Annotated in this window: 17 protein-coding genes; 4 read left to right on the plus strand and 13 right to left on the minus strand. The window is 37.9% G+C overall.

Annotated features, from left to right (window positions below; genetic code table 11):
• Nucleotides 1-83 precede the first annotated feature (83 nt).
• The 4 genes from SOLCA_RS13665 to SOLCA_RS13680 form a co-directional block, all read right to left on the minus strand.
• Nucleotides 84-719: a putative periplasmic lipoprotein gene (locus SOLCA_RS13665; RefSeq protein WP_014681047.1), complete on the minus strand. Its 636-nt coding sequence runs from the start codon at nt 717-719 to the stop codon at nt 84-86.
• A gap of 62 nt (nt 720-781) precedes the next feature.
• Nucleotides 782-1594: an outer membrane beta-barrel protein gene (locus tag SOLCA_RS13670; RefSeq protein ID WP_014681048.1), complete on the minus strand. Its 813-nt coding sequence runs from the start codon at nt 1592-1594 to the stop codon at nt 782-784.
• A gap of 90 nt (nt 1595-1684) precedes the next feature.
• Nucleotides 1685-2446: a hypothetical protein gene (locus tag SOLCA_RS13675; RefSeq protein ID WP_014681049.1), complete on the minus strand. Its 762-nt coding sequence runs from the start codon at nt 2444-2446 to the stop codon at nt 1685-1687.
• A complete protein-coding gene (locus SOLCA_RS13680; protein WP_014681050.1) occupies nt 2427-2996 on the minus strand; it encodes an RNA polymerase sigma factor in 570 nt (189 codons plus the stop codon). Before SOLCA_RS13680 ends, SOLCA_RS13675 begins: the two co-directional genes overlap by 20 nt.
• 223 nt (nt 2997-3219) lie before the next feature.
• On the opposite strand from SOLCA_RS13680, the gene SOLCA_RS13685 reads away from it, so the two are divergent.
• The 4 genes from SOLCA_RS13685 (at nt 3220) to SOLCA_RS13700 (ending at nt 10817) form a co-directional block, all read left to right on the plus strand.
• The gene (locus tag SOLCA_RS13685; RefSeq protein WP_014681051.1) at nt 3220-4242 is read left to right on the plus strand and encodes a LacI family DNA-binding transcriptional regulator; all 1023 of its coding nucleotides are present in this window, start codon (nt 3220-3222) and stop codon (nt 4240-4242) included.
• Between the two features lie 188 nt (nt 4243-4430).
• Nucleotides 4431-6725: a GH92 family glycosyl hydrolase gene (locus SOLCA_RS13690; protein WP_014681052.1), complete on the plus strand. Its 2295-nt coding sequence runs from the start codon at nt 4431-4433 to the stop codon at nt 6723-6725.
• 64 nt (nt 6726-6789) lie between these two features.
• A complete protein-coding gene (locus tag SOLCA_RS13695) occupies nt 6790-8457 on the plus strand; it encodes an alpha-amylase family glycosyl hydrolase (protein WP_014681053.1) in 1668 nt (555 codons plus the stop codon).
• An 80-nt stretch (nt 8458-8537) separates the two neighbouring features.
• Nucleotides 8538-10817: a GH92 family glycosyl hydrolase gene (locus tag SOLCA_RS13700; protein WP_014681054.1), complete on the plus strand. Its 2280-nt coding sequence runs from the start codon at nt 8538-8540 to the stop codon at nt 10815-10817.
• Nucleotides 10818-10973: 156 nt separating this feature from the next.
• Here the strand turns inward: SOLCA_RS13700 and SOLCA_RS13705 are convergent, their stop codons facing one another.
• The 9 genes from SOLCA_RS13705 to hemB form a co-directional block, all read right to left on the minus strand.
• Nucleotides 10974-12110: a hypothetical protein gene (locus SOLCA_RS13705; protein WP_014681055.1), complete on the minus strand. Its 1137-nt coding sequence runs from the start codon at nt 12108-12110 to the stop codon at nt 10974-10976.
• Between the two features lie 30 nt (nt 12111-12140).
• Nucleotides 12141-13439: a DUF885 domain-containing protein gene (locus SOLCA_RS13710; RefSeq protein WP_014681056.1), complete on the minus strand. Its 1299-nt coding sequence runs from the start codon at nt 13437-13439 to the stop codon at nt 12141-12143.
• 32 nt (nt 13440-13471) lie between these two features.
• Complete coding sequence (locus SOLCA_RS13715; protein ID WP_014681057.1) at nt 13472-14002, minus strand: CopD family protein; 531 nt, start codon at nt 14000-14002, stop codon at nt 13472-13474.
• Nucleotides 14003-14069: 67 nt separating this feature from the next.
• Nucleotides 14070-15101 carry a uroporphyrinogen decarboxylase gene (hemE, locus tag SOLCA_RS13720; RefSeq protein ID WP_014681058.1) on the minus strand — a complete coding sequence of 344 codons (1032 nt, stop codon included), beginning with the start codon at nt 15099-15101 and terminating at the stop codon, nt 14070-14072.
• 91 nt (nt 15102-15192) lie between these two features.
• Nucleotides 15193-15891 (minus strand): response regulator transcription factor, encoded by a 699-nt coding sequence (locus SOLCA_RS13725; RefSeq protein ID WP_014681059.1) that lies wholly within the window; start codon nt 15889-15891, stop codon nt 15193-15195.
• Nucleotides 15892-16012: 121 nt separating this feature from the next.
• Entirely contained in the window at nt 16013-16609 is a 597-nt protein-coding gene (locus SOLCA_RS13730) for a Uma2 family endonuclease (RefSeq protein WP_014681060.1), read from the minus strand.
• Between the two features lie 92 nt (nt 16610-16701).
• Nucleotides 16702-17568, minus strand: coding sequence for a sensor histidine kinase (locus SOLCA_RS13735; protein WP_014681061.1), 867 nt, complete (start codon nt 17566-17568; stop codon nt 16702-16704).
• A gap of 44 nt (nt 17569-17612) precedes the next feature.
• Nucleotides 17613-18974 (minus strand): glutamate-1-semialdehyde 2,1-aminomutase, encoded by a 1362-nt coding sequence (hemL, locus tag SOLCA_RS13740; protein ID WP_014681062.1) that lies wholly within the window; start codon nt 18972-18974, stop codon nt 17613-17615.
• 82 nt (nt 18975-19056) lie between these two features.
• A complete protein-coding gene (gene hemB, locus SOLCA_RS13745) occupies nt 19057-20025 on the minus strand; it encodes a porphobilinogen synthase (protein WP_014681063.1) in 969 nt (322 codons plus the stop codon).
• Between the last annotated feature and the right edge of the window lie 14 nt (nt 20026-20039).

Here is a 20039-nt window from a genome sequence, read left to right on the forward strand (position 1 = left end):
AAATATATTATTGTCAGATATCGTTAATTCACCGGTTTCTTTCGATTAAACCAAACCATTGTTACAAAAAATCTTTATAGTGCTCAGTTCTGTGCATATAACTGGGGTTCACTTATATATTTTCCTTTCGATAATTTTCTGGCGACTCTTCGCGCCATCGTATTGTTTAATGTTTCATAACCAGCATACAACATTCCGCTCACAACTGATTTTGCCATCCACACTGTTTTGTTTGATTTAACATCATACAAGTAGCTTAAAAACGCTGCGTTAGGATCTTCCGAGACTGATGGTTGACCAAAAATATCAGTCTTTACACTTTTCGAATACCAGTAGTTCTTCATATTAATAATGAGAATGGCATCTACCTCTGCGTTCTGTATTTTAGTCTTAAATTCACCATAGGGTATGTCTTCATTAACTTTGAATATCTCAGTCGACTTAACAATTCGTGTTTGATTGCCGTTAAGGTTTCTACGAAGTGTTTTTTCCAGTTGTTTACGGTAGTCATAATCGCTTAGGTTATTAATTTTTCTTCTAAAATTTTGTTCATATGTAACTGAATCCAGTTGATAAAAATCAAACTCAGCATCAGTATATAAGGTTAAAATCTGGTTATACGGACTGATCGCTTTATCATTTGAAACAGTGCTGATAGAAGACGTTGCACACCCCGATAATAAAAAGCATATTCCTAATGCTCCAATAATTGTTTTCATGTTTTAGATAGGTAGATGTTATTTATGACCCTTAATAGTTTATAGAGAGCGAAATGCTAATCTTAATAGAAACCTGTTAATGAGATACCGAATGAAATATTATTCAACTCAGGCCCCTGATTGGGAGCAAAAACATCATTGAAATAATACTTACAATAGATCGATGCATAGTCATATCCAATACGACCAATAACACCATATCTGAAAGGTTTGAAGTTAAAATCGTCACTTACCTTTACTTTTCCATTTTCATCACTAATCTGTTTGGTACGTGCCCCTAGCAGGTAACCGAAATCCATCCCTCCCTCAACAAAGAATCCTTTATTTCTATTTGCCGATTTAGGTTGAAAATGCAATACCACAGGCATAACCAGGTACTTAGACATTAATTTATTCTTACTTAATGCCACTTCAGAAGGTACATAGGTAAACTGAGGTTGGTTGGCTACAGGAGTAATGTCAGATTTAAAACGATAATTCTGCCAATCGATTCCTAAAGCCGCGTTAAGTTTGAATTTTTTCTTATAGATATTTAAACTTCCTGATACCAGGTTTAATGTAAAGTTGGACGACTTTCCTGTACTTAGTTCAAGATTAGGATCAGAAGTAGTAAAACTTCCATTATCTAACCAATTGGTAAATCCAAAATCAATTCCTCCGAAGAAGGTAAAACGAAAAGGGTTTTTCTTCTCAACATACTGTTCTTCATCGCCAGAACGAATAATAACTGTAATATTATCCTTCGGCCCCATCTTAATAATTGTAGAATCGGCCTTACGCTTTATCGTATCCCGGGCTGTTTCCTGAGCAGCAACAGTATCCATTGCGGCACTCAGAAAAGCAATCATTGCAATTGCAGTAATTATAGGTTTCATCTGTTTATATATGTTTAGTAATAGCACAAGACATCCTTCTCCTTGTTAAAGAACAAGGACATCTCCATTCATTTCAGTTCTGTTTAAAGCTTATTTGCTGGTCTGTTCTTCCTCCGAATCAGTTGGACGTTTACGCTCTAATTTTAATAGCCCCAGGTTAAGAGAGAATGTACGGGCATTTTTATCAACCGCCACAAACTTTTTATCTCTTTTATCCACTTTATCAGCGATATAATTTATCGCATCACCAATTGTTGGTATTCCTTTGCTATTAGCCGGATCGTTTGTATTAACCAATGCCTGATGTAACAGCTTAGGTTGTACTTCCGGAGAGCATTGATCATAGGCAAGAACTTTTGCTCTTGATTTTGATTCCAACGTTGCAGGTTCAGCTACCATTGCAAGACGTGTGTCTTCTGACTCCTCCAACGTTACTGTTGGTTTCACTTCTTTAACCGATTTTTTCTTCACCGGAACTTTTTTCGATTCTTTAGGCTGTTCTACTGTTTGCACAGATTCATTACTTACTTGTGCTTTAGGCGACTGAATCACTACTGCCCTACTTCTGGTTTCCTTGTCTTTTTCCATGCCGTGATCGTTATCAACAGCTACGGCAATTTGCTCACCTGCAAGTTTTTGCTGACGACCCAAATACAAAGCAACAGAAGCCATGCATAATACAACAGAAGCAGCAACCGACCATTTAGCCAGTTTGAGTTTTCTACCGGCAATGCGCTGACGTTCCAGATCATTTTCAACAGCAAACCAAACCTTTGCTGATGGTTCAACAGTGAAATCTTCGAAAGCGTCACTGAAGAGTTTATCCAAATCTTTATCTGATAGTTGCGACATTATTGCCTCCCTCCATATTTAATAACCATTCTTTTAATTGAGTACGGGCTCTTGCCAACTGTGATTTTGATGTGCCTTCACTGATTCCCATCTGTTCAGCAATCTCTTTATGACTAAAGCCTTCTATAGCATACATGTTAAACACCATTCTATATCCGGGTGGAAGTTGTTGTACCAACTTCAAAATATCTTTTGCATTTAGTGTTGAAAGCGGCAGATCATAGCTGGATTCATTTACTGCTTCCTCAATATCTACCACAGGGTACATTCTTGAGTTACGACGATAGAACTCTATTGCCGTATTTACCATAATCCTTCTCACCCAACCTTCAAACGATCCATCACCTTTAAACAAATGCAATTTTTCAAACATTCGGACAAAGCCCACCTGCAACACATCTTCCGCCTCATCTCTGTCCTTAGTATATCTCATGCAAACCCCTAACATCTTTGATGCAAAATGATCATATAGGCCTTGCTGTGCCTTTCGGTTCCCCGATCGACAGCCTGCGATAAGTTCATCAAGCCCTATTTTATGCATCAGTTTCATTTGGTTCATTTATAAGATGATCATGAGCGCTCCATGGTTGCATCTTATTCAAAATTTTGTGTACTTTTTTTCTCATTACTTTCATTTTCCTCTCACAATTAACATAACTACCTAATTATCAACAAACAAAAAAGAAGGATACTAAAATACTTTTTATAATATTTTTCATAATTCTTATTTTTCACCCTACCCATCTTATCTTTAGGGCAGTTAGCCATTATTTATGAAGAAATTATCACTTAAAGATATTGCCAGACTAGCCGGCGCATCACCTTCAACCGTATCCTTTGTTTTAAACGGCAAAGCTAAGGAAATGCGTATCAGCGAAGAATTAACAGCAAAAATAATTGCAGTTAGTCAGGAAGCCGGATACCAGCCTAACCAGATTGCAGTATCCTTAAGAACCGGCCGGTCAAAAATGATTGGAGTGCTTGTAGAAACGATTACCGGCGCATTTTTCAGCACTTTAGCTAAGCTAATCGAAGATGAAATGAATGGCACCGGCTATAAAGTTGTGCATAGTAGTACAGATAATGATGGAAAAAAAGGCTGTGACATCATCAACATGCTTTCTCAGCGACAAGTAGATGGATATTTAATCACTCCTGCTTTGGGTATGGAAAATTCAATACAAGATCTTATTAACCGTAAAAAGCCTGTTGTTTTTATGGATAGTAATTTGCCCGGCTTCGATGTACCTTACGTTTCTGTTGATAATTATTCGGGAGTAAAAGAAGGTATTGAATTATTGATTAGCAAAGGACATAAACATATTGGGTTTGTAACTGTCGACATTGAACTGGATCAAATGGAGCAACGTACCCAATCCTACAAGGATACTTTACAAAACAACAAACTTTCCGGAGATGCGAAATTACTCTTGAAACTCCCATATGGATTTGAAAGAGATGAAGCAGTCGATAAGATAACAAGCTGGATTAAACGTACACCGGAGCTTGATGCCATCTTTTTTGCCACCAACTATTTGGGCATAATGGGACTGGAAAGTTTAATGACACTGAAGAAAAAAATCCCTGAAGATATTGCGGTTATCTGTTTTGACGATCATGATTTGTTCAGACTGTATCCACCGGGCATTACCTGTATTCAGCAACCTATGAAAGATATTGCTAAAACGGCTACCAAATTATTGATGGATCAGATCAATCAAACATCCACTTCTACCGCATCAAAAAGCCCCGTAGTTCAGTTGCCAGTAAAACTGGTTAAGAGAGGCTCAGTATAAAAATGAAAAATTTAACTCAATCGAGTTAATTAGTATTGCAAAATCGGTTTAGCTTTACTATTATTGATTTTCTAAGTATTGCTCTTAAAATCCGGAATATTAATAATTAACTTCCGGATAGCATTAATCCATAACATGCCCGAAAGAGGTTCTTTCGAGCCATTTTTAGTGTTAATACTAAACAGAAAATGAGAAAAGCAGCTTTATTGATTACATCAGTTTTGTTTTGTTCAACTTCGTTTGCGCAAACTCTACCCTCTCCGTCAACAGATCCTGTTGAGTGGATAAACCCGTTAATGGGTACGGACTCGAAAGTAAGTTTATCTAATGGAAACACTTATCCGGCTATTGCGGTTCCATGGGGTATGAATTTTTGGATGCCGCAAACCAACGTTATGGGTGATGGTTGGGCTTATCAATATACTGCTGATAAGATCAGAGGGTTTAAGCAGACACACCAGCCGTCTCCGTGGATGAATGATTACGGACAATTTGCCATCATGCCGGTAACAAAGCGTCTGAAATTTGATCAAAATGCAAGGGCTAGCTGGTTTTCTCATAAAGCAGAAGTTTCAAAACCTTACTACTACAGCGTTTATTTGGCTGATGCTGATGTAACAACGGAAATTACTCCTACAACACGAGCAGCACAATTCCGTTTTACATTCCCTCAAACGGATAGTTCATTTATCGTAATAGACGCGTTTGATAAAGGTTCTTCCATTAAAATTCTACCAAAGGAAAGAAAGATAATCGGATACACTACGCGTAACAGCGGAGGCGTACCCACTAACTTCAGGAATTATTTTGTCATTTATATAGATAAGCCATTTAGTATAGCTTCAACCTGGCATAATAAACAATTAGCCAAAGACACACTTGAATATACAGCCGATCATGTTGGCGCTGTTATTGGCTTCAAAACCCAAAAAGGCGAAAAGGTTAATCTTCGAGTAGCTTCTTCTTTTATTAGCTATGAACAAGCAGCATTAAATCTTAACCGTGAAATTGGTGCCGACAGCTTTGAACAAACCAAACAAAAAGCCAAGGCTTCCTGGAATAAAGAATTAAGCCGTATTACTGTTGAAGGTGGTACTGTTGATCAGTTACGTACTTTCTATTCGTGCATGTATCGGACGTTACAGTTCCCGCAAAAACACTATGAACTGGATGCTGATAACAAAACGGTTCACTATAGTCCATACAACGGAAAAGTTTTACCGGGGTACATGTTTGCAGGAACCGGTTTTTGGGATACATTCAGGGCCTTATATCCTTTCTTAAACCTTATGTATCCTTCTATTAATAAGGAAATGCAGGAAGGTTTGGTAAATGCCTATAAAGAAGGAGGCTTTTTACCGGAATGGTCGAGCCCAGGATTCAGAAATGTAATGGTGGGTAACAATTCGGCCTCGGTGGTTGCTGATGCTTATTTAAAAGGCTTACGTGGTTATGATATTAATACCCTGTATGAAGCCTTACAACATGGAGCCAATAATGAAGGACCAATGTCGGCAGTTGGGCGCGCCGGAGTTGAATATTATAACAAACTTGGCTATGTTCCTTATGATGTTAAGATCAACGAAAATGCGGCCCGTACGCTTGAATACGCTTATGATGATTTTACCATTTATAAATTAGCAAAAGCATTAAATCGTCCAAAAGCAGAACAGGATTTGTATTCCAAACGTTCACAAAACTACCGTAACCTGTTTGACAGTGAGACAAAGTTAATGCGTGGTAAAAATCAGGATGGAACATTCCAATCGCCATTTAATCCTTTTAAATGGGGCGATGCTTTTACTGAGGGTAACAGTTGGCATTATTCATGGAGCGTTTTCCATGACATTAACGGCTTAGCAACTTTAATGGGAGGAAGAGCTCAGTTTGCCAAAATGCTTGATTCTGTATTTGCCATGCCTCCTGTATTTGATGAAAGTTACTATGGAAGTGTAATCCACGAGATCAGAGAGATGCAGATCATGAACATGGGACAGTATGCTCATGGTAATCAACCGATTCAGCACATGATTTACTTGTATAATTATGCTGCTCAGCCTTGGAAAACACAATATTGGACTCGCAGAGTGTTGAATGATTTTTATAAAGCAACTCCTGATGGTTACTGCGGCGATGAAGATAATGGCCAGACTTCTGCCTGGTATGTTTTTTCAGCAATGGGCTTCTACCCTGTTTGTCCGGGTACAGATCAATATGTATTAGGTGCTCCGTTATTCAAAAAAATTACGCTGAAATTGGAGAATGGGAAATCCTTTGTTATTGAAGCGCCTAAAAACAGTGATAAAAATATCTACGTAAAAGCTGCGCTATTAAACGGGAAACCGTATGCTAAGAATTGGTTAAACCATTTTGAAATGCTTAAGGGTGGATCTTTTACAATAGATATGAGTGAAACTCCGAATTTAACTAAAGGTATTCGTCCTGAAGACGAGCCTTATTCATTTAGTAAGGACGAAAAATAAATTAAACTTAAAGCCGCTAAGGAACTACAACTTTAGCGGCTTTATTCTTTCAACTACTCATGTTATGAAACCACTTAGATTCATATTATTTATACTGTTAACAGTATCCACTATACCTTCAAAAGCCCAATGGAAAACCCCTGTATGGCTAAAGGAGGCTATTTTCTATCAGTTATACCCGCAAAGTTTTAAAGACACAAATGGTGATGGTGTTGGAGACCTAAAGGGCGTGGAACAAAGGTTAGATTATTTGCAAAATTTGGGTATTACAGCTATCTGGATGAATCCAATTTTTGAATCTCCATTCAGAGATGCTGGTTACGACGTTAGCAACTTTTATAAGATTGCACCACGGTATGGAACCGATGAAGATTTAAAAGAACTTTTAGCAGCTGCACATAAAAAAGGGATTAAGATCTGCCTGGATTTAGTTGCCGGACATACATCTGATCAGCACCCTTGGTTTAAGGCTTCAGCACTTGCCGATTCAAATGAATATACACACCGATACATTTGGACTCCATCAAAAGAGATAGTTCCGGGTAGTTTTTTCATCAAGAATAACTACCCTCGCAATGGAAGCTACCTGAAAAATTTCTTTGATTATCAACCGGCACTTAATTATGGTTATGCTAAACCGAATAGAGATAAACCATGGCAAGAACCTGTTGATGCACCAGGTCCCAAAGCAACACGTGAAGAACTTAAAAAAATCATTGCTTACTGGATGGATAAAGGTGTTGATGGTTTCAGGGTTGACATGGCATTTTCATTGATTAAAGACGATGAAAACTTAGTAGAAACTAAAAAGCTTTGGACTGAAGTAAGAAGCTGGTTCGAAAAAACTTATCCTGAAGGAGTCTTAATTGCTGAATGGAGCAAGCCGGAGTACTCTATTAGTGCAGGCTTTCATATTGATTTTATGATGCATTTTGGAGTTTCGGGCTATCCATCCCTATTTTTTAATGAAAACGGCACTTTTAAAGGAACAGATGCCTTCTTCGACAAAAATGGGAAAGGAGATTTTCAGCTGTTCTGGCAAAACTATAACCAGCAGTTAACTGCTATCGAAGGCAAAGGTTATATTGTTATCCCTTCAGCTAACCATGATTTTCAACGTCCTAACTGCGGAAACAGAAATTCTACAGAAGAATTAAAAACCGTTATGGCATTTTTGTTTACCTGGCCGGGGATTCCATTTATTTATTATGGTGACGAAATCGGAATGCGATTTATTGAGGATTTACCAGATGTAGAAGGCAGCGTGTTACCCGATGGAAACAATCGTGCCGGCACCCGCACCCCTATGCAATGGAATTCAACTGCACATGCAGGCTTTTCTTCGTCCTCAAGACTTTATTTACCAATCGATCCCGATCCTAACAGACCTACTGTTGAAAAGGAACTTGCCGATAAAGCTTCATTATTGAATTTCGTAAAAAACATCATTGCTCTGCGAAAGGCAAATCCGGCACTTGGTAATGATGGCAAAGTGCAGGCGCTATATATTCATGAGAAAACCTACCCTGTAGTTTACTTACGTACTTCAGGCCATCAACGCTTTGTCATTGCTATTAATCCGTCAGCTACAAAAGTTAAAGCAAAATTCGATCTTCGAAATGTTCGGAAATTACATCCAGTATTTTCTTCAAAATGTTCCTTTAAGAAACAAAATGATGGTTTCGAAATAGAAATGGATGGAGTAGGTTATGGCATTTTTAAAGTTTTATAATTCAGGTTTGTTATTACTTTAGCAGGCTAATGATATTAAGCACATAAGAGCTATAAAAACTGTTCAACCAACGAAAATCCATGAGAAGATTACTACTTGCTATTCTATTATTACCTGTTTTTGCTTTTTCACAGCAAAAGGATCTGATTAAGTATGTAAACCCATTAATTGGTACTCAACGAATGGGGCATACCTATCCGGGAGCAACAGTTCCATTTGGTATGGTACAGTTAAGTCCTGAGACTGACACAATCAGCTATGAAAAAAACGGCAAGTACAATGGTGATGTGTATAAGTATTGTGCAGGTTATCAATATGACGATAAAACTATTACAGGTTTTAGTCATACTCATTTTAGTGGAACCGGACATGCTGATTTAGGTGATTTTCTTATCATGCCGACTACTGGACCTCTTCAATTAAATCCCGGTACTGCAGACCATCCTGAAAGCGGCTACCGTTCTACCTTTTCTCATCAAAATGAATTCGCACAGCCTGCCTACTACAAAGTAAAGCTTGATGAGTATAACATATTGGCAGAACTTACAGCGAGCAACAGAGTTGGATTTCATCAATATACATTCCCTAAGTCTGATCAAGCGCATATTATTTTAGATCTGATGGCTGGAATCTATAATTATGACAATAAAAACGTTTGGACTTTTGTACGGGTTGAGAATGATACATTGATAACCGGATTCAGGCAAACAAACGGCTGGGCCCGTACCCGTACTGTTTATTTTGCGATGAGTTTCTCGAAGCCATTTGTCCAATACGGTCAGCAGAATTTCTCTAACAATGTTTACAAAGGTTTTTGGAGGAAATTTGATCAAACTAAGAACTTTCCAGAGATGGCCGGAAAACAACTTCGAGCCTATTTTGATTTTAAAACGGAAGAAGGTGAAAAGATAAAAATAAAATTTGCCTTGTCTCCGGTTAGTACGGAGGGAGCCCTTCATAACCTGAGAACAGAAATCCCCCATTGGGATTTTGATAAAGTTAAAGAAGATGGTCAGGTATTGTGGAATAAGGAATTGAATAAAATTGATGTTGAAAGTCTCTCTATGGACGAACAAATCAATTTCTATACAGCAATGTACCATGCATTCTTAAGTCCGACTACGTACATGGATGCCGATAGAAAGTATAAAGGTTTAGACCAGAATGTTCACTTGGCTGAAAACTTTACCAATTATACCACATTCTCGTTGTGGGATACTTATCGAGCACTCCATCCGTTTTTTAACATCATCCAACCAAAGCGTAATAGTGATATGATTAACTCTATGTTGGCTCATTACGATCAAAGCGTTCATAAAATGCTGCCAGTGTGGTCGCATTATGCAAATGAGAATTGGTGTATGATCGGCTATCATAGCGTTTCTGTTATTGCAGATGCTGTTATGAAAGGGAATGCTGATTTTGATGTTAATAAAGCGCTGGACGCTTGCATTACAACAGCAAGAAACAGGTATTATGATGGCCTGGAATATTACATGCAGTTAGGCTATATCCCGGAGGATAAAAATTCATCTTCTGTTTCCAAAACCCTGGAATATGCCTATGATGATTGGTGCATTGCCCAAATGGCCCAAAAGCTGAACAGAAAGGATATTTATGATGAATTTATTAAACGATCAGAAAATTACCTGAATGTGTACGATGCGTCAACAGGCTTTATGCGTTCGAAACTAAGTGACGGCACCTGGAAACCCGGTTTCGATGCCTTAAGTACACACGGACAGGGATATATTGAGGGAAATGCCTGGAACTATAGTCTTTATGTTCCACACAATCCTTCAAAAATGATTGAATTAATGGGAGGCAAAACACGCTTTGTAAAGCATCTTGATTCGTTGTTTTCTATGCATTTGCCCGATGAATTCTTTGCTGAAACTGAAGATATTACCAGGGATGGGATTATTGGTAACTATGTACATGGTAATGAGCCGGCTCATCATGTAGCTTATTTATACAATTGGACCAATGAGCCCTGGAAAACACAGGATAAAATCAGGATGATTTTGAAGAAACAGTATCGTCCGACACCTGATGGATTGGGAGGCAACGATGACTGCGGACAAATGAGTGCATGGTATATTTTTAGCTCATTAGGCTTCTACCCTGTCGCTCCAGGATCTACGGAATACTCCATTGGAAGCCCGGCAGTAAAATCAGCTGTTTTACACTTAGAGAATGGAAAAACGTTCAAAGTGGAGACCAAAAATCAAACTGACAAGAATGTGTATATTCAGAAAATTGAGTTGAACGGAACTCTGCTAAACCGCAGATTTATCACTCATAAGGATATAATGGATGGAGGAAAGATCACATTTTATATGTCGGCGAAGCATCCATAATGTTTCTGTTACTGCTGTGCTTAACACTGTAATGGATTAATTTCTGCAATAAAACACACCCCTAACCCCTCTCCAGAGGGGAACTTCCCTGCATAATGCATTAATATCAGCGTTGCTGATACGAATTCCCTTCTAGAGAGGGGTTAGGGGTGTGTTCTATTCTTCAAAAACCTTTATTTTCTTTTTCAACCTAAAGTTACCTCTATAACTGATATACAGCGTTTGAGAATAATCTAATTTCTTTGAGTTGTTCAAATCTATATAAGGCTCAATGCGGGCAGTTAGGTATAGGCTTCCAGCTAATTTGTAATCACCCATAATCCTGAAAAATAACAGATTCCTGTTTTCCTCCGTAAAGCCTTTATCAAGTGTACTCCTGGAAACCGAACTATATAATGGCGCTCCCTCTACATTAATGAATTTATTTCCATTGAAATAACTGGTCATAAACTTGAAATACTTAAAGTCTGCGCCAATATTAAGGTATACAGCAGAGCCAGTTTGGAAAGGCAATAAGTCCCCCGACATTTCCCTTGATATGACAAAATAGTTCTCTGCATATAACCGTTTCAGGAAACTGTCGAATTTATACGATGTCTTAACCCCTATGGCAGCATTATTTATCGTTTGAACGGGTGTGTTTAACGTATCTAACTGCCCTCCGGTATGAAATAATATCAACTGAGCAGGTACACTTAAATTAAACCGTTTTTTAGGATTCAATAGTTGAAACTCCGAAGATATTCCGCCGGTAATTTTTTCGGATGACTCATCTCCCGGGTAAATGAATTTCTCCCAATTAACCCAAGTATCCAAAAATACACGCTTGCTATTGATATGAAATTGGGCACCGTATTCCAGGGATGGATAAATCAAACGTTCGTAATCATACAAGGGTTCAATATACCGGTGATTGATGTTTCCTTCAATTGCACCGAAAACAAAATCAATCATATTCTTCTGATACTTTAATGAAAACACAGGGGCTACCTGACGGTATTTCCCTGATCCAAAATCTCCCTGAACTAAAATACCCGCCCTTAGTGACAGATTTTCATTCGGATAGTAAATCAGCGTTGGTGTAAAACGGGTGCCGAATAAGGTTTGTCCATCAGCAAACTTGTCAAAGTATTCATAATTACGGAAGTAATTGAAACTATTAATATTAAGGAATAAACTTTGAGCTTTTGAGCTGTCGTGCTTAATGCGTTCTTCAAAATTGGAATGGTCTATTTGTGCAAAGGAAGAAATAGATGCCATGAATAAGGCACAAAAAAAGGCGATTTTTTTCATCGCCTCTAAAATACAATTCTGTTGAATGATCTATTCAGATAAGTTCAAAAGACTTTCCAATAGTGAAAATGGAAGAGATCCGTTGTTGAGTATCTTATCATGAAAATTGCGAATATCAAAGTTGACTCCTTCTTTTCTTTGCAACAGTTGTTTCCATTGCAATATTTCCCCTGCGCCATATTTATAAGTAACCACCTGTGCAGGCCACCTTTTTATCCGGTTAATTTCCCGCATGGCAATTGCATCCTGGTTTTTAATATACTTTTTCCAGAATGCCAGCGCTTGCTCATCAGACCAACCATAATAATTAATTCCAACATCTAATGGCACCCGAACCGAACGCACAATATCCCACTCCCATTTTCCCAATTCATCATAAATAGTTTTATACACACCTAACTCTTTACCTAGCTCCTCGGTGTAGGCTGCCCAACCTTCACTGTAACCAGGATACCAGAAAAGCTGCTGTATCGCAGATTCTTTTAAAGCTCCTTCAATAGAAATTTGATAATGATGTCCAGGTATACCTTCATGAATAAAAAGCCAGTCAATTTGTCGTTTACAGTAAGGTTTATCATAAAAATTGAAGTAGAATGTATTTTCATCATAATAACCGGGAGCCTGAACCAACGCATTATTCTTCCCTCGTTCAATCTTTAGATCGGGTATTGATTGCTGGTTAAAAATAGTACTTAAATTGCCTTGAATTGTTGTTTTTGCATGGTCAAACAATTTGGCGATAGTAGCCTCATCATTTACAAAAAACGAAGAGTCATTAAGGTAATTATAAAACTGTTCGTCTGAATATCCTGTTTTCAAGCGTATTACCTCAATTTGATTATTTACACGATCAATTTCCGCAAGTCCCAACTTGTAGATCTGTTCAGGTGTAATAGCTGATGCAACCCATTTCTTTAGAAAATAGGCATACCATTCTTTACCGTTCTTAAGTTGATTAAGTCCGTTCTTCGTAATACTATCAGGTTTATTAGCCACCCACTTTTTCTCCAAAGCCAAACGCTCCAAATTCAAATTGGTCTCATATTGCATTAATTTATAATCAATGAGCTCCTTTTTCCCCAATTCTTCAATTTTTACATGTGAAAGTTGTTTACTTACATTTTTGAAAAAAGAAGTCTGTCTTTCAATAGCCGATTGGTTTGATATTGCTTTCAAATTTTCAGTGTAAGCTAACTGGAGTGGCGGTAATTCAAATGCTTTTACACTATCAACAAACTGCTGTCCAATCTGTTGAAATGTTAGCCTTTGCTGAGCTGAAATAGTTTTTACCCAAAAAAATAAGGCACAAAAAAGGGCGATTTTTTTCATCGCCCTAATATAAATAAAGTGTAATACGTATGCTATTGCTTCGATCTGTATCGTTTATAAATCTTCACAGCCATCATAATAATCATACTGAACAAAATGAGTCCCACGAAGCCCCATATCCACGACACCGCGCTCTTAAGTATGACGATAAAGACAATGGCAAAAAGAAAAATGGTGGCCACTTCATTCCATATACGCAATTTGGTTGAGCTCCATTTATAAACCCCATGTCTAAGCTGTTTCATGATCACCTGGCACTCGAAGTGATACCATAATAAACCCAAAACGAACATAAGCTTGACGATCATCCAAGGCTGATGAAACCATTTATATTCGATCATCATCCATAAGCCGGAGATAACAGTGAGGATCATTGCCGGCGTTGTGATAATATTCCATAATTTGGATTCCATTACCTCAAACTGTTTTTGCAATATTTTCCGTTCCGATTCTTCACGCTCATTTGCTTCCGTATGATAAATGAATAACCTCACCATGTAAAATAAGCCGGCGAACCAGCTTACTACGAAAATGATATGAATAGCTTTGATGTATAAGTACATTCCTACTGCCCCCTAAAGGGGGAATTTAAATTTAGCAATTTCCCTTAGCCTCTTTTAGAGGTTGGGGTTAATACCTGAACTCTTTAATTACTTCAACAGCGTACTTCACATTATCAAACGGAAGATCAGGCATAATTCCATGACCAAGATTGAAAATGAATCCGTTTTCACCACGCATGCGCTCAAACAATCGTAAGATACGTTCTTTAATTACCTTCTTATCAGCATAAAGGATATGTGGATCGAAGTTACCCTGAACAGCAATGTTCGAAGGAAGTCTTTTCTTTATATCTAATAGATCAATATTCCAATCGATTGAGATCACATCCGGATTTGCTTCAGCCATTAAAGGAGCAAACACCGAACTTCCTTTACAGAATGAAATAACCGGGATATCCTTACGATTAAGCTTAGAAATAATTTCAGCAATATAGAAATGCGAAAACTCTTTGTAATCATCCCATGCCAATGCCTGCGCCCAGCTATCAAAAATCTGAATAGCATCAACACCGGCTTCAATCTGCATGTTTAAATAGTCAGCTGTTATAGTAGCTAACTTCGATAACAATGCTTTAGCGGTTTCTGGATCATTATGCAACATTAATTTGGTTAGCTTAAAATCCTTTGAAGATTTTCCCTCTACCAAATAACTCATTACCGTAAAAGGAGCAGCGGCAAAACCAATCAACGGAGTTTTATGAGGTGCCAAACGCTCTTTAATGATTTTAATAGCGTCAGCAACATATTTTAATGATTCCTTAGCAGGTGGCACTTCAAGCGCTTCTACATCTTTCATCGTACGAACAGGGTTGGCAAATTGAGGACCAACACCTTGCTCAAATGAAAGCTCTCCTCCCATTGCTTCTGCAGTAACCAAAATATCTGAAAAGAGAATTGCTGCATCGATTCCTAAAAGATCAACCGGTAACATGGTTACATCAGCTGCAATTTCAGGAGTTTTGCACATCTCAAGGAATGTATATTTATTCTTGATTTCCCAGTATTCTTTCATAAATCGTCCAGCCTGGCGCATCATCCATACCGGCGGACGTTCTGTTGGCCGCGAAAACGCAGCATTTATAAATAGAGAATTTTGCATACAAATTGATTGCTGATTGCGTTAATTAATTTCAATAACAACTTTTCTGAAAACTCGTAACACGCAACCCGAAACACGTAATCAATAAAAGTTAGTCAGTGAACTTATATCCTACTCCCCTCACAGAATGAAAGTAACGAGGTTCTTTAGGGTTTGGTTCGAAATATTTACGGAAAGAGAGAATAAAATTGTCGATAGTTCTCGTTGAAGGAAAAACATCATAGTTCCACACGGTTTCAAGAATCTGTTCCCGCGAAACAACTTCTCCTTTTCTTTCAATCAATAACTTTAATAACATCGCTTCCTTTTTAGTCAGCATGGTAGTAGTGCCATCATCCGAGGTTAGTTCGAAACTGGTAAAATTAATCTCTTTATCCCCAATTTTATAGGTATTCAGCATTTTACCTTCCTCGGTATTTCTTAGGCTACGTTTCACCAGTATACCTACACGAAGAATTAATTCTTCAAGGTTAAATGGTTTGGTAAGGTAGTCATCAGCACCTTTTTTCAATCCCATTACCCGGTCTTCGCTGGTATTCTTTGCAGTTAAAAACAAAATAGGAACATCAAAATTTTGTAGCCTTATTGTTTCAGCCACTTGAAAACCATCAATCTCAGGGAGCATTACATCCAGTAAAACCAGGTTAAAGCGCTCTTCTTTGATTAATTTCAATGCTTTTTTACCATCCATTGCTGTGGTTACATGATAACCTTCCAGCTCAAGATTAAGTTTAATGGCTTCAAGCAAATGCTCTTCATCTTCAACCAATAAAATGCGTGATTGACTCATTTGACGGATGTTTTAAAGTTGTGCAAGTTTATGAATTTTATTGACGCTTTTCTGTAACGCCAATGTCATATCTGGTAATTCCTTAACCTTTAATTTAAGAAAAATAAGGATGATGTGCTATTTATTCAACTTCATCAAACAATTCGGTAAGATCGAGCTGAAAACCTGGTAAAATAGGAGTTTCGATAACATCTCCGGTAATCATGAGTTTTGAGGCCTGATAATTACCATCAACTAACGTATACCTGAAAAAGGTTTTATTTTGAGGAGAAATAATCCAGTACTCCTTAACTCCGGATTCTTCATATACTTCATACTTATTACGAAGTTCCTTATCGTTATTTCCGGGAGACAGAATTTCAATAACTATATCAGGAGCACCGATGCAACCCCTGTCATCTAACTTCTTCGGGTCACAAATCACACAAACGTCGGGCTGAACAACTGTAATTACATCTTTATCATTCTTGGATTTCCGTGGCAGGCGGACATCAAATGGGGCTGAAAACACCTGACAAGACTGATGTCGGAGAAAGTTCCATAATTGTCCGCTGATATTCATTGATAGTTTTTGATGAGCGCGGCTCGGAGCCGGACTCATTTTAAAAACTTTGCCTTTTATAAGCTCAAATCGTGCTTCTATCGTCCATTGAAGGTAATCTGCATAGGAGTAAATACCTCCATAACTCATGTCCGGTTCTTTTACTTCGTTTTCCATGTTATCTGAAACTGTTGGATAATATAATCAATTCTTAGTTTTTAGAGAATAAGAATTGACTGACAGTTACCTATTATTAAACGATGTAATAATTAAAAAGTCACTTCGAATTCACTGCCAACCGGCTGGTTGTTTCTTACTTTAATGGTAGCACCGTGATTATCCAGAACTTGCTTAACAATAAACAATCCTAAACCGGTTCCCTTGGTTTTACGGGTATCTTCTTGTCCGATACGATAAAACTTGTCGAATATTTTAGGTTTTTCTTCATCAGGTATTCCTACTCCCTGATCATTAACCTTTAGAATGACTCTATTATTCTTCTTAAATAGCTCAATATTGATCTCAGTACCTTCTGCAGAATACTTTACAGCGTTTTCTAACAAATTAGAAACAACCAGTAATAGGGTAAATCTATCTCCCCTTATCAATATATCTGGGGTGATATCCGATTTTACAATCCGTTTTTGCAAAATATTCTGATGGCGTTCAACTACTTGCTGAACAGCTTCCGACAGATCAAAGTTTTCTTTAGGATAACTATATGAATTATTCTCAATCTTGGTGGCCATCAACATGTTCTCCACCAGATCATCCAAGCGTTCAATGTCTAATAGTGAATTCCGGATAAATCCTTGTTGTTTTTCTTTATCCAAATCGCGTTTTAAGATGGTTTGAAGGTAGAGTTTGATGGAAGCCAGTGGCGACTTCAACTCATGCGTAACGCTTAACAGAAAATTTTTCTGACGTCGATTTAAGGCAATCTCTTCCTGAATCAGTCTTTTTAAAGAAAAGGCCCCCCAAAAGAGTATGATTACAAAAACAGAAAATTCGCCTATAACCATGGATGTTTTATTAGGCTGCGCCTGAATAAGTAGTTGTCCCCACCACATTAGCTGAAACAACACATACGCAATCAATACATAAAACAGGGTTAACGGGCGAACTTTGCGTTTCATTATATTTTAGATTGAATCCCGATAATTATCGGGATTAACTTTATCTATTTCTTAAAAGCCAGATCCAAAGCTTCAAAAATAGCACGCTTAGCCACTTCAAGATCTATTTTGGTATGAGCCGATGAAATAAAGCCTACTTCATAACCCGATGGACCAAAATAAATACCTCTGTTCAAGCATTCGCGATGGAATATTTTGAATTTTTCCATACTTGTAGGATCGATCTGTTCGGCTGATTGGATTTTTTCAAGATCTGTAAATGCAATCCAGAAAATCGAACCAATCTGTTGCACACGTATCTTATAATTACGAGCAGAAGCAAAACGTTGGATAGACTCAGCAAATTCATGCGTTTTGTTATTGAGCTCTTTATAAAATCCTGAACGGCTTAACTCAGTTAACTGAGCAATACCTGCCGCCATAGCAATCGGATTACCAGACAATGTTCCAGCCTGATAAACAGGACCCTCAGGAGATACATTAGACATGATTTCAACGCTTGAACCATAAGCCCCAACAGGCATACCACCACCAATAATCTTACCGTAGGTAATGATATCCGGTTGAATTTGATAGTAGCCTGCAGCTCCTTCAAAGCCAATGCGGAAACCAGAAATTACCTCATCAAAAATTAATAAGGCTTTTTCTTTTGTTGTGATATCTCTTAATGCTTGTAAGAACTCTGGCTCTTGTAATAATAAACCATTATTAGCAGGTACCGGTTCAATAATTATTGCAGCTATCTGATCTTTATGTTCTGCAAAAGCTTGTTTAACAGCATCAATATTGTTTAACGGAACTACGATAGTTTCTTTTGCGAACGACTCAGGAACACCGGCAGACGTTGTTTCTCCGAAAGTAACTAAACCTGAACCCGCTTTTACCAATAAACTATCAATATGCCCGTGATAGCAACCTTCAAATTTTAAGATTTTATCGCGTTTGGTATAACCTCTGGCTAAACGGATAGCACTCATTACAGCCTCCGTTCCCGAACTTACAAAACGTAATTTCTGGATATATTTGTTGTTCTTAAGAATGAGTTCTGCCAATTCATTTTCAATCGCAGTAGGAGCTCCGAAAGTCATCCCTTTTAAAGCTGTTTCGGCAACTTTTTCACGAATTTTAGCATTATTATGGCCTAAGATCAACGGACCCCATGAAGCACAGAAATCAACAAATTTATTTCCATCAACATCCCATAAATAGGGTCCATCTCCTTTTTCAATAAATAAGGGAGTACCATAAACTGACTTAAAGGCACGAACAGGTGAGTTTACGCCACCAGGGAAATACGTTTTAGATTTTTCGTATAACTCTGCCGATTTTTCTCTTGAAATATCAGGTTTACCCACTGTTGCAACTGCCTGATCACCCTCTGAACTTTTCTTAAACAATCCAAACATAACTGAAACGTAAAATTATTAGATAACTATCCTTTTGAAAGCCCTCGAGCGCTCAAATCTTATACCAAATGACTACAAAAATTTATATCCACTTATTACTTAACATATCCTTAATATGATAAGTAATAATAATGTTGGCCCCTGCGCGAGCAAAAGCATACATATTTTCCATTACCACTTTTTGTTCATCGATCCAACCTTTTGCCGCAGCCGCCTTGATCATTGAGTATTCTCCTGATACATTATAACAAGCTACCGGTAAGTTGGTATTGTCGCGTAAATCACGGATTACATCCAGGTATGCCAAAGCTGGTTTTACCATCAGGATATCTGCACCTTCAGCCTCATCTAGTTCTGCTTCATGCATCATTTCACGGCGGTTGCGGAAATCCATCTGGTAAGCTTTTCTATCTCCTTTATTTGGAGCAGAATCAGCAGCTTCCCGAAACGGACCATAATACGCTGAGGCAAATTTAATAGAATAAGACATTATTGCCGTATTTACGAAACCATTCTCGTCCAATAGCTGGCGAATTGCACCAATACGTCCATCCATCATATCTGAAGGAGCGACCATATCTGCACCTGCCTGTGCATGGCTCAAGGCCATTTTGGCTAAGACAGCTACCGTTTCATCGTTCTGCACATAATCATCTTTCATGATACCGCAGTGCCCGTGAGTAGTGTACGCACACGTACATACATCTGTAGCAACGTAAATATCATCTTTAAATTTTTCTTTTAAAGCTTTTACTGCTGCAAATACTACTGAATCATGTGAATGAGCAGAATGTGCATCCTCACATTTCTCCTCTCCCACACCAAATAATAATACTTTATTAATACCCAGTTTCAAACCCTCTTCTACATCTTTCAATAAGGTATCTACTGAAAAATGACTGATTCCAGGCATTGCATCAATTGGGTGAACAATGTTTTTTCCCGGAACAACGAAATAAGGATACATAAACATATCAGCCGAAATACGAGTTTCAGCGATCATTTCTCTTACAACCGGATTTTTTCTTAATCTGCGAGGACGGTGTAGCATCTTTCTAATTACAA

Source organism: Solitalea canadensis DSM 3403, assembly GCF_000242635.2.
Taxonomy (GTDB): Bacteria; Bacteroidota; Bacteroidia; order Sphingobacteriales; family Sphingobacteriaceae; genus Solitalea; species Solitalea canadensis.

Coding starts and splice junctions, on each gene's coding strand:
- SOLCA_RS13670 (WP_014681048.1), bottom strand. CDS start 1,594: ATGAAACCTATAATTACTGCAATTGCAATGATTGCTTTTCTGAGTGCC.
- SOLCA_RS13695 (WP_014681053.1), top strand. CDS start 6,790: ATGAAACCACTTAGATTCATATTATTTATACTGTTAACAGTATCCACT.
- SOLCA_RS13715 (WP_014681057.1), bottom strand. CDS start 14,002: ATGTACTTATACATCAAAGCTATTCATATCATTTTCGTAGTAAGCTGG.
- SOLCA_RS13710 (WP_014681056.1), bottom strand. CDS start 13,439: ATGAAAAAAATCGCCCTTTTTTGTGCCTTATTTTTTTGGGTAAAAACT.
- SOLCA_RS13685 (WP_014681051.1), top strand. CDS start 3,220: ATGAAGAAATTATCACTTAAAGATATTGCCAGACTAGCCGGCGCATCA.
- hemB (WP_014681063.1), bottom strand. CDS start 20,025: ATGCTACACCGTCCTCGCAGATTAAGAAAAAATCCGGTTGTAAGAGAA.
- SOLCA_RS13690 (WP_014681052.1), top strand. CDS start 4,431: ATGAGAAAAGCAGCTTTATTGATTACATCAGTTTTGTTTTGTTCAACT.
- SOLCA_RS13730 (WP_014681060.1), bottom strand. CDS start 16,609: ATGGAAAACGAAGTAAAAGAACCGGACATGAGTTATGGAGGTATTTAC.
- SOLCA_RS13725 (WP_014681059.1), bottom strand. CDS start 15,891: ATGAGTCAATCACGCATTTTATTGGTTGAAGATGAAGAGCATTTGCTT.
- hemL (WP_014681062.1), bottom strand. CDS start 18,974: ATGTTTGGATTGTTTAAGAAAAGTTCAGAGGGTGATCAGGCAGTTGCA.
- SOLCA_RS13735 (WP_014681061.1), bottom strand. CDS start 17,568: ATGAAACGCAAAGTTCGCCCGTTAACCCTGTTTTATGTATTGATTGCG.
- SOLCA_RS13700 (WP_014681054.1), top strand. CDS start 8,538: ATGAGAAGATTACTACTTGCTATTCTATTATTACCTGTTTTTGCTTTT.
- SOLCA_RS13675 (WP_014681049.1), bottom strand. CDS start 2,446: ATGTCGCAACTATCAGATAAAGATTTGGATAAACTCTTCAGTGACGCT.
- SOLCA_RS13680 (WP_014681050.1), bottom strand. CDS start 2,996: ATGAAACTGATGCATAAAATAGGGCTTGATGAACTTATCGCAGGCTGT.
- hemE (WP_014681058.1), bottom strand. CDS start 15,101: ATGCAAAATTCTCTATTTATAAATGCTGCGTTTTCGCGGCCAACAGAA.
- SOLCA_RS13665 (WP_014681047.1), bottom strand. CDS start 719: ATGAAAACAATTATTGGAGCATTAGGAATATGCTTTTTATTATCGGGG.
- SOLCA_RS13705 (WP_014681055.1), bottom strand. CDS start 12,110: ATGAAAAAAATCGCCTTTTTTTGTGCCTTATTCATGGCATCTATTTCT.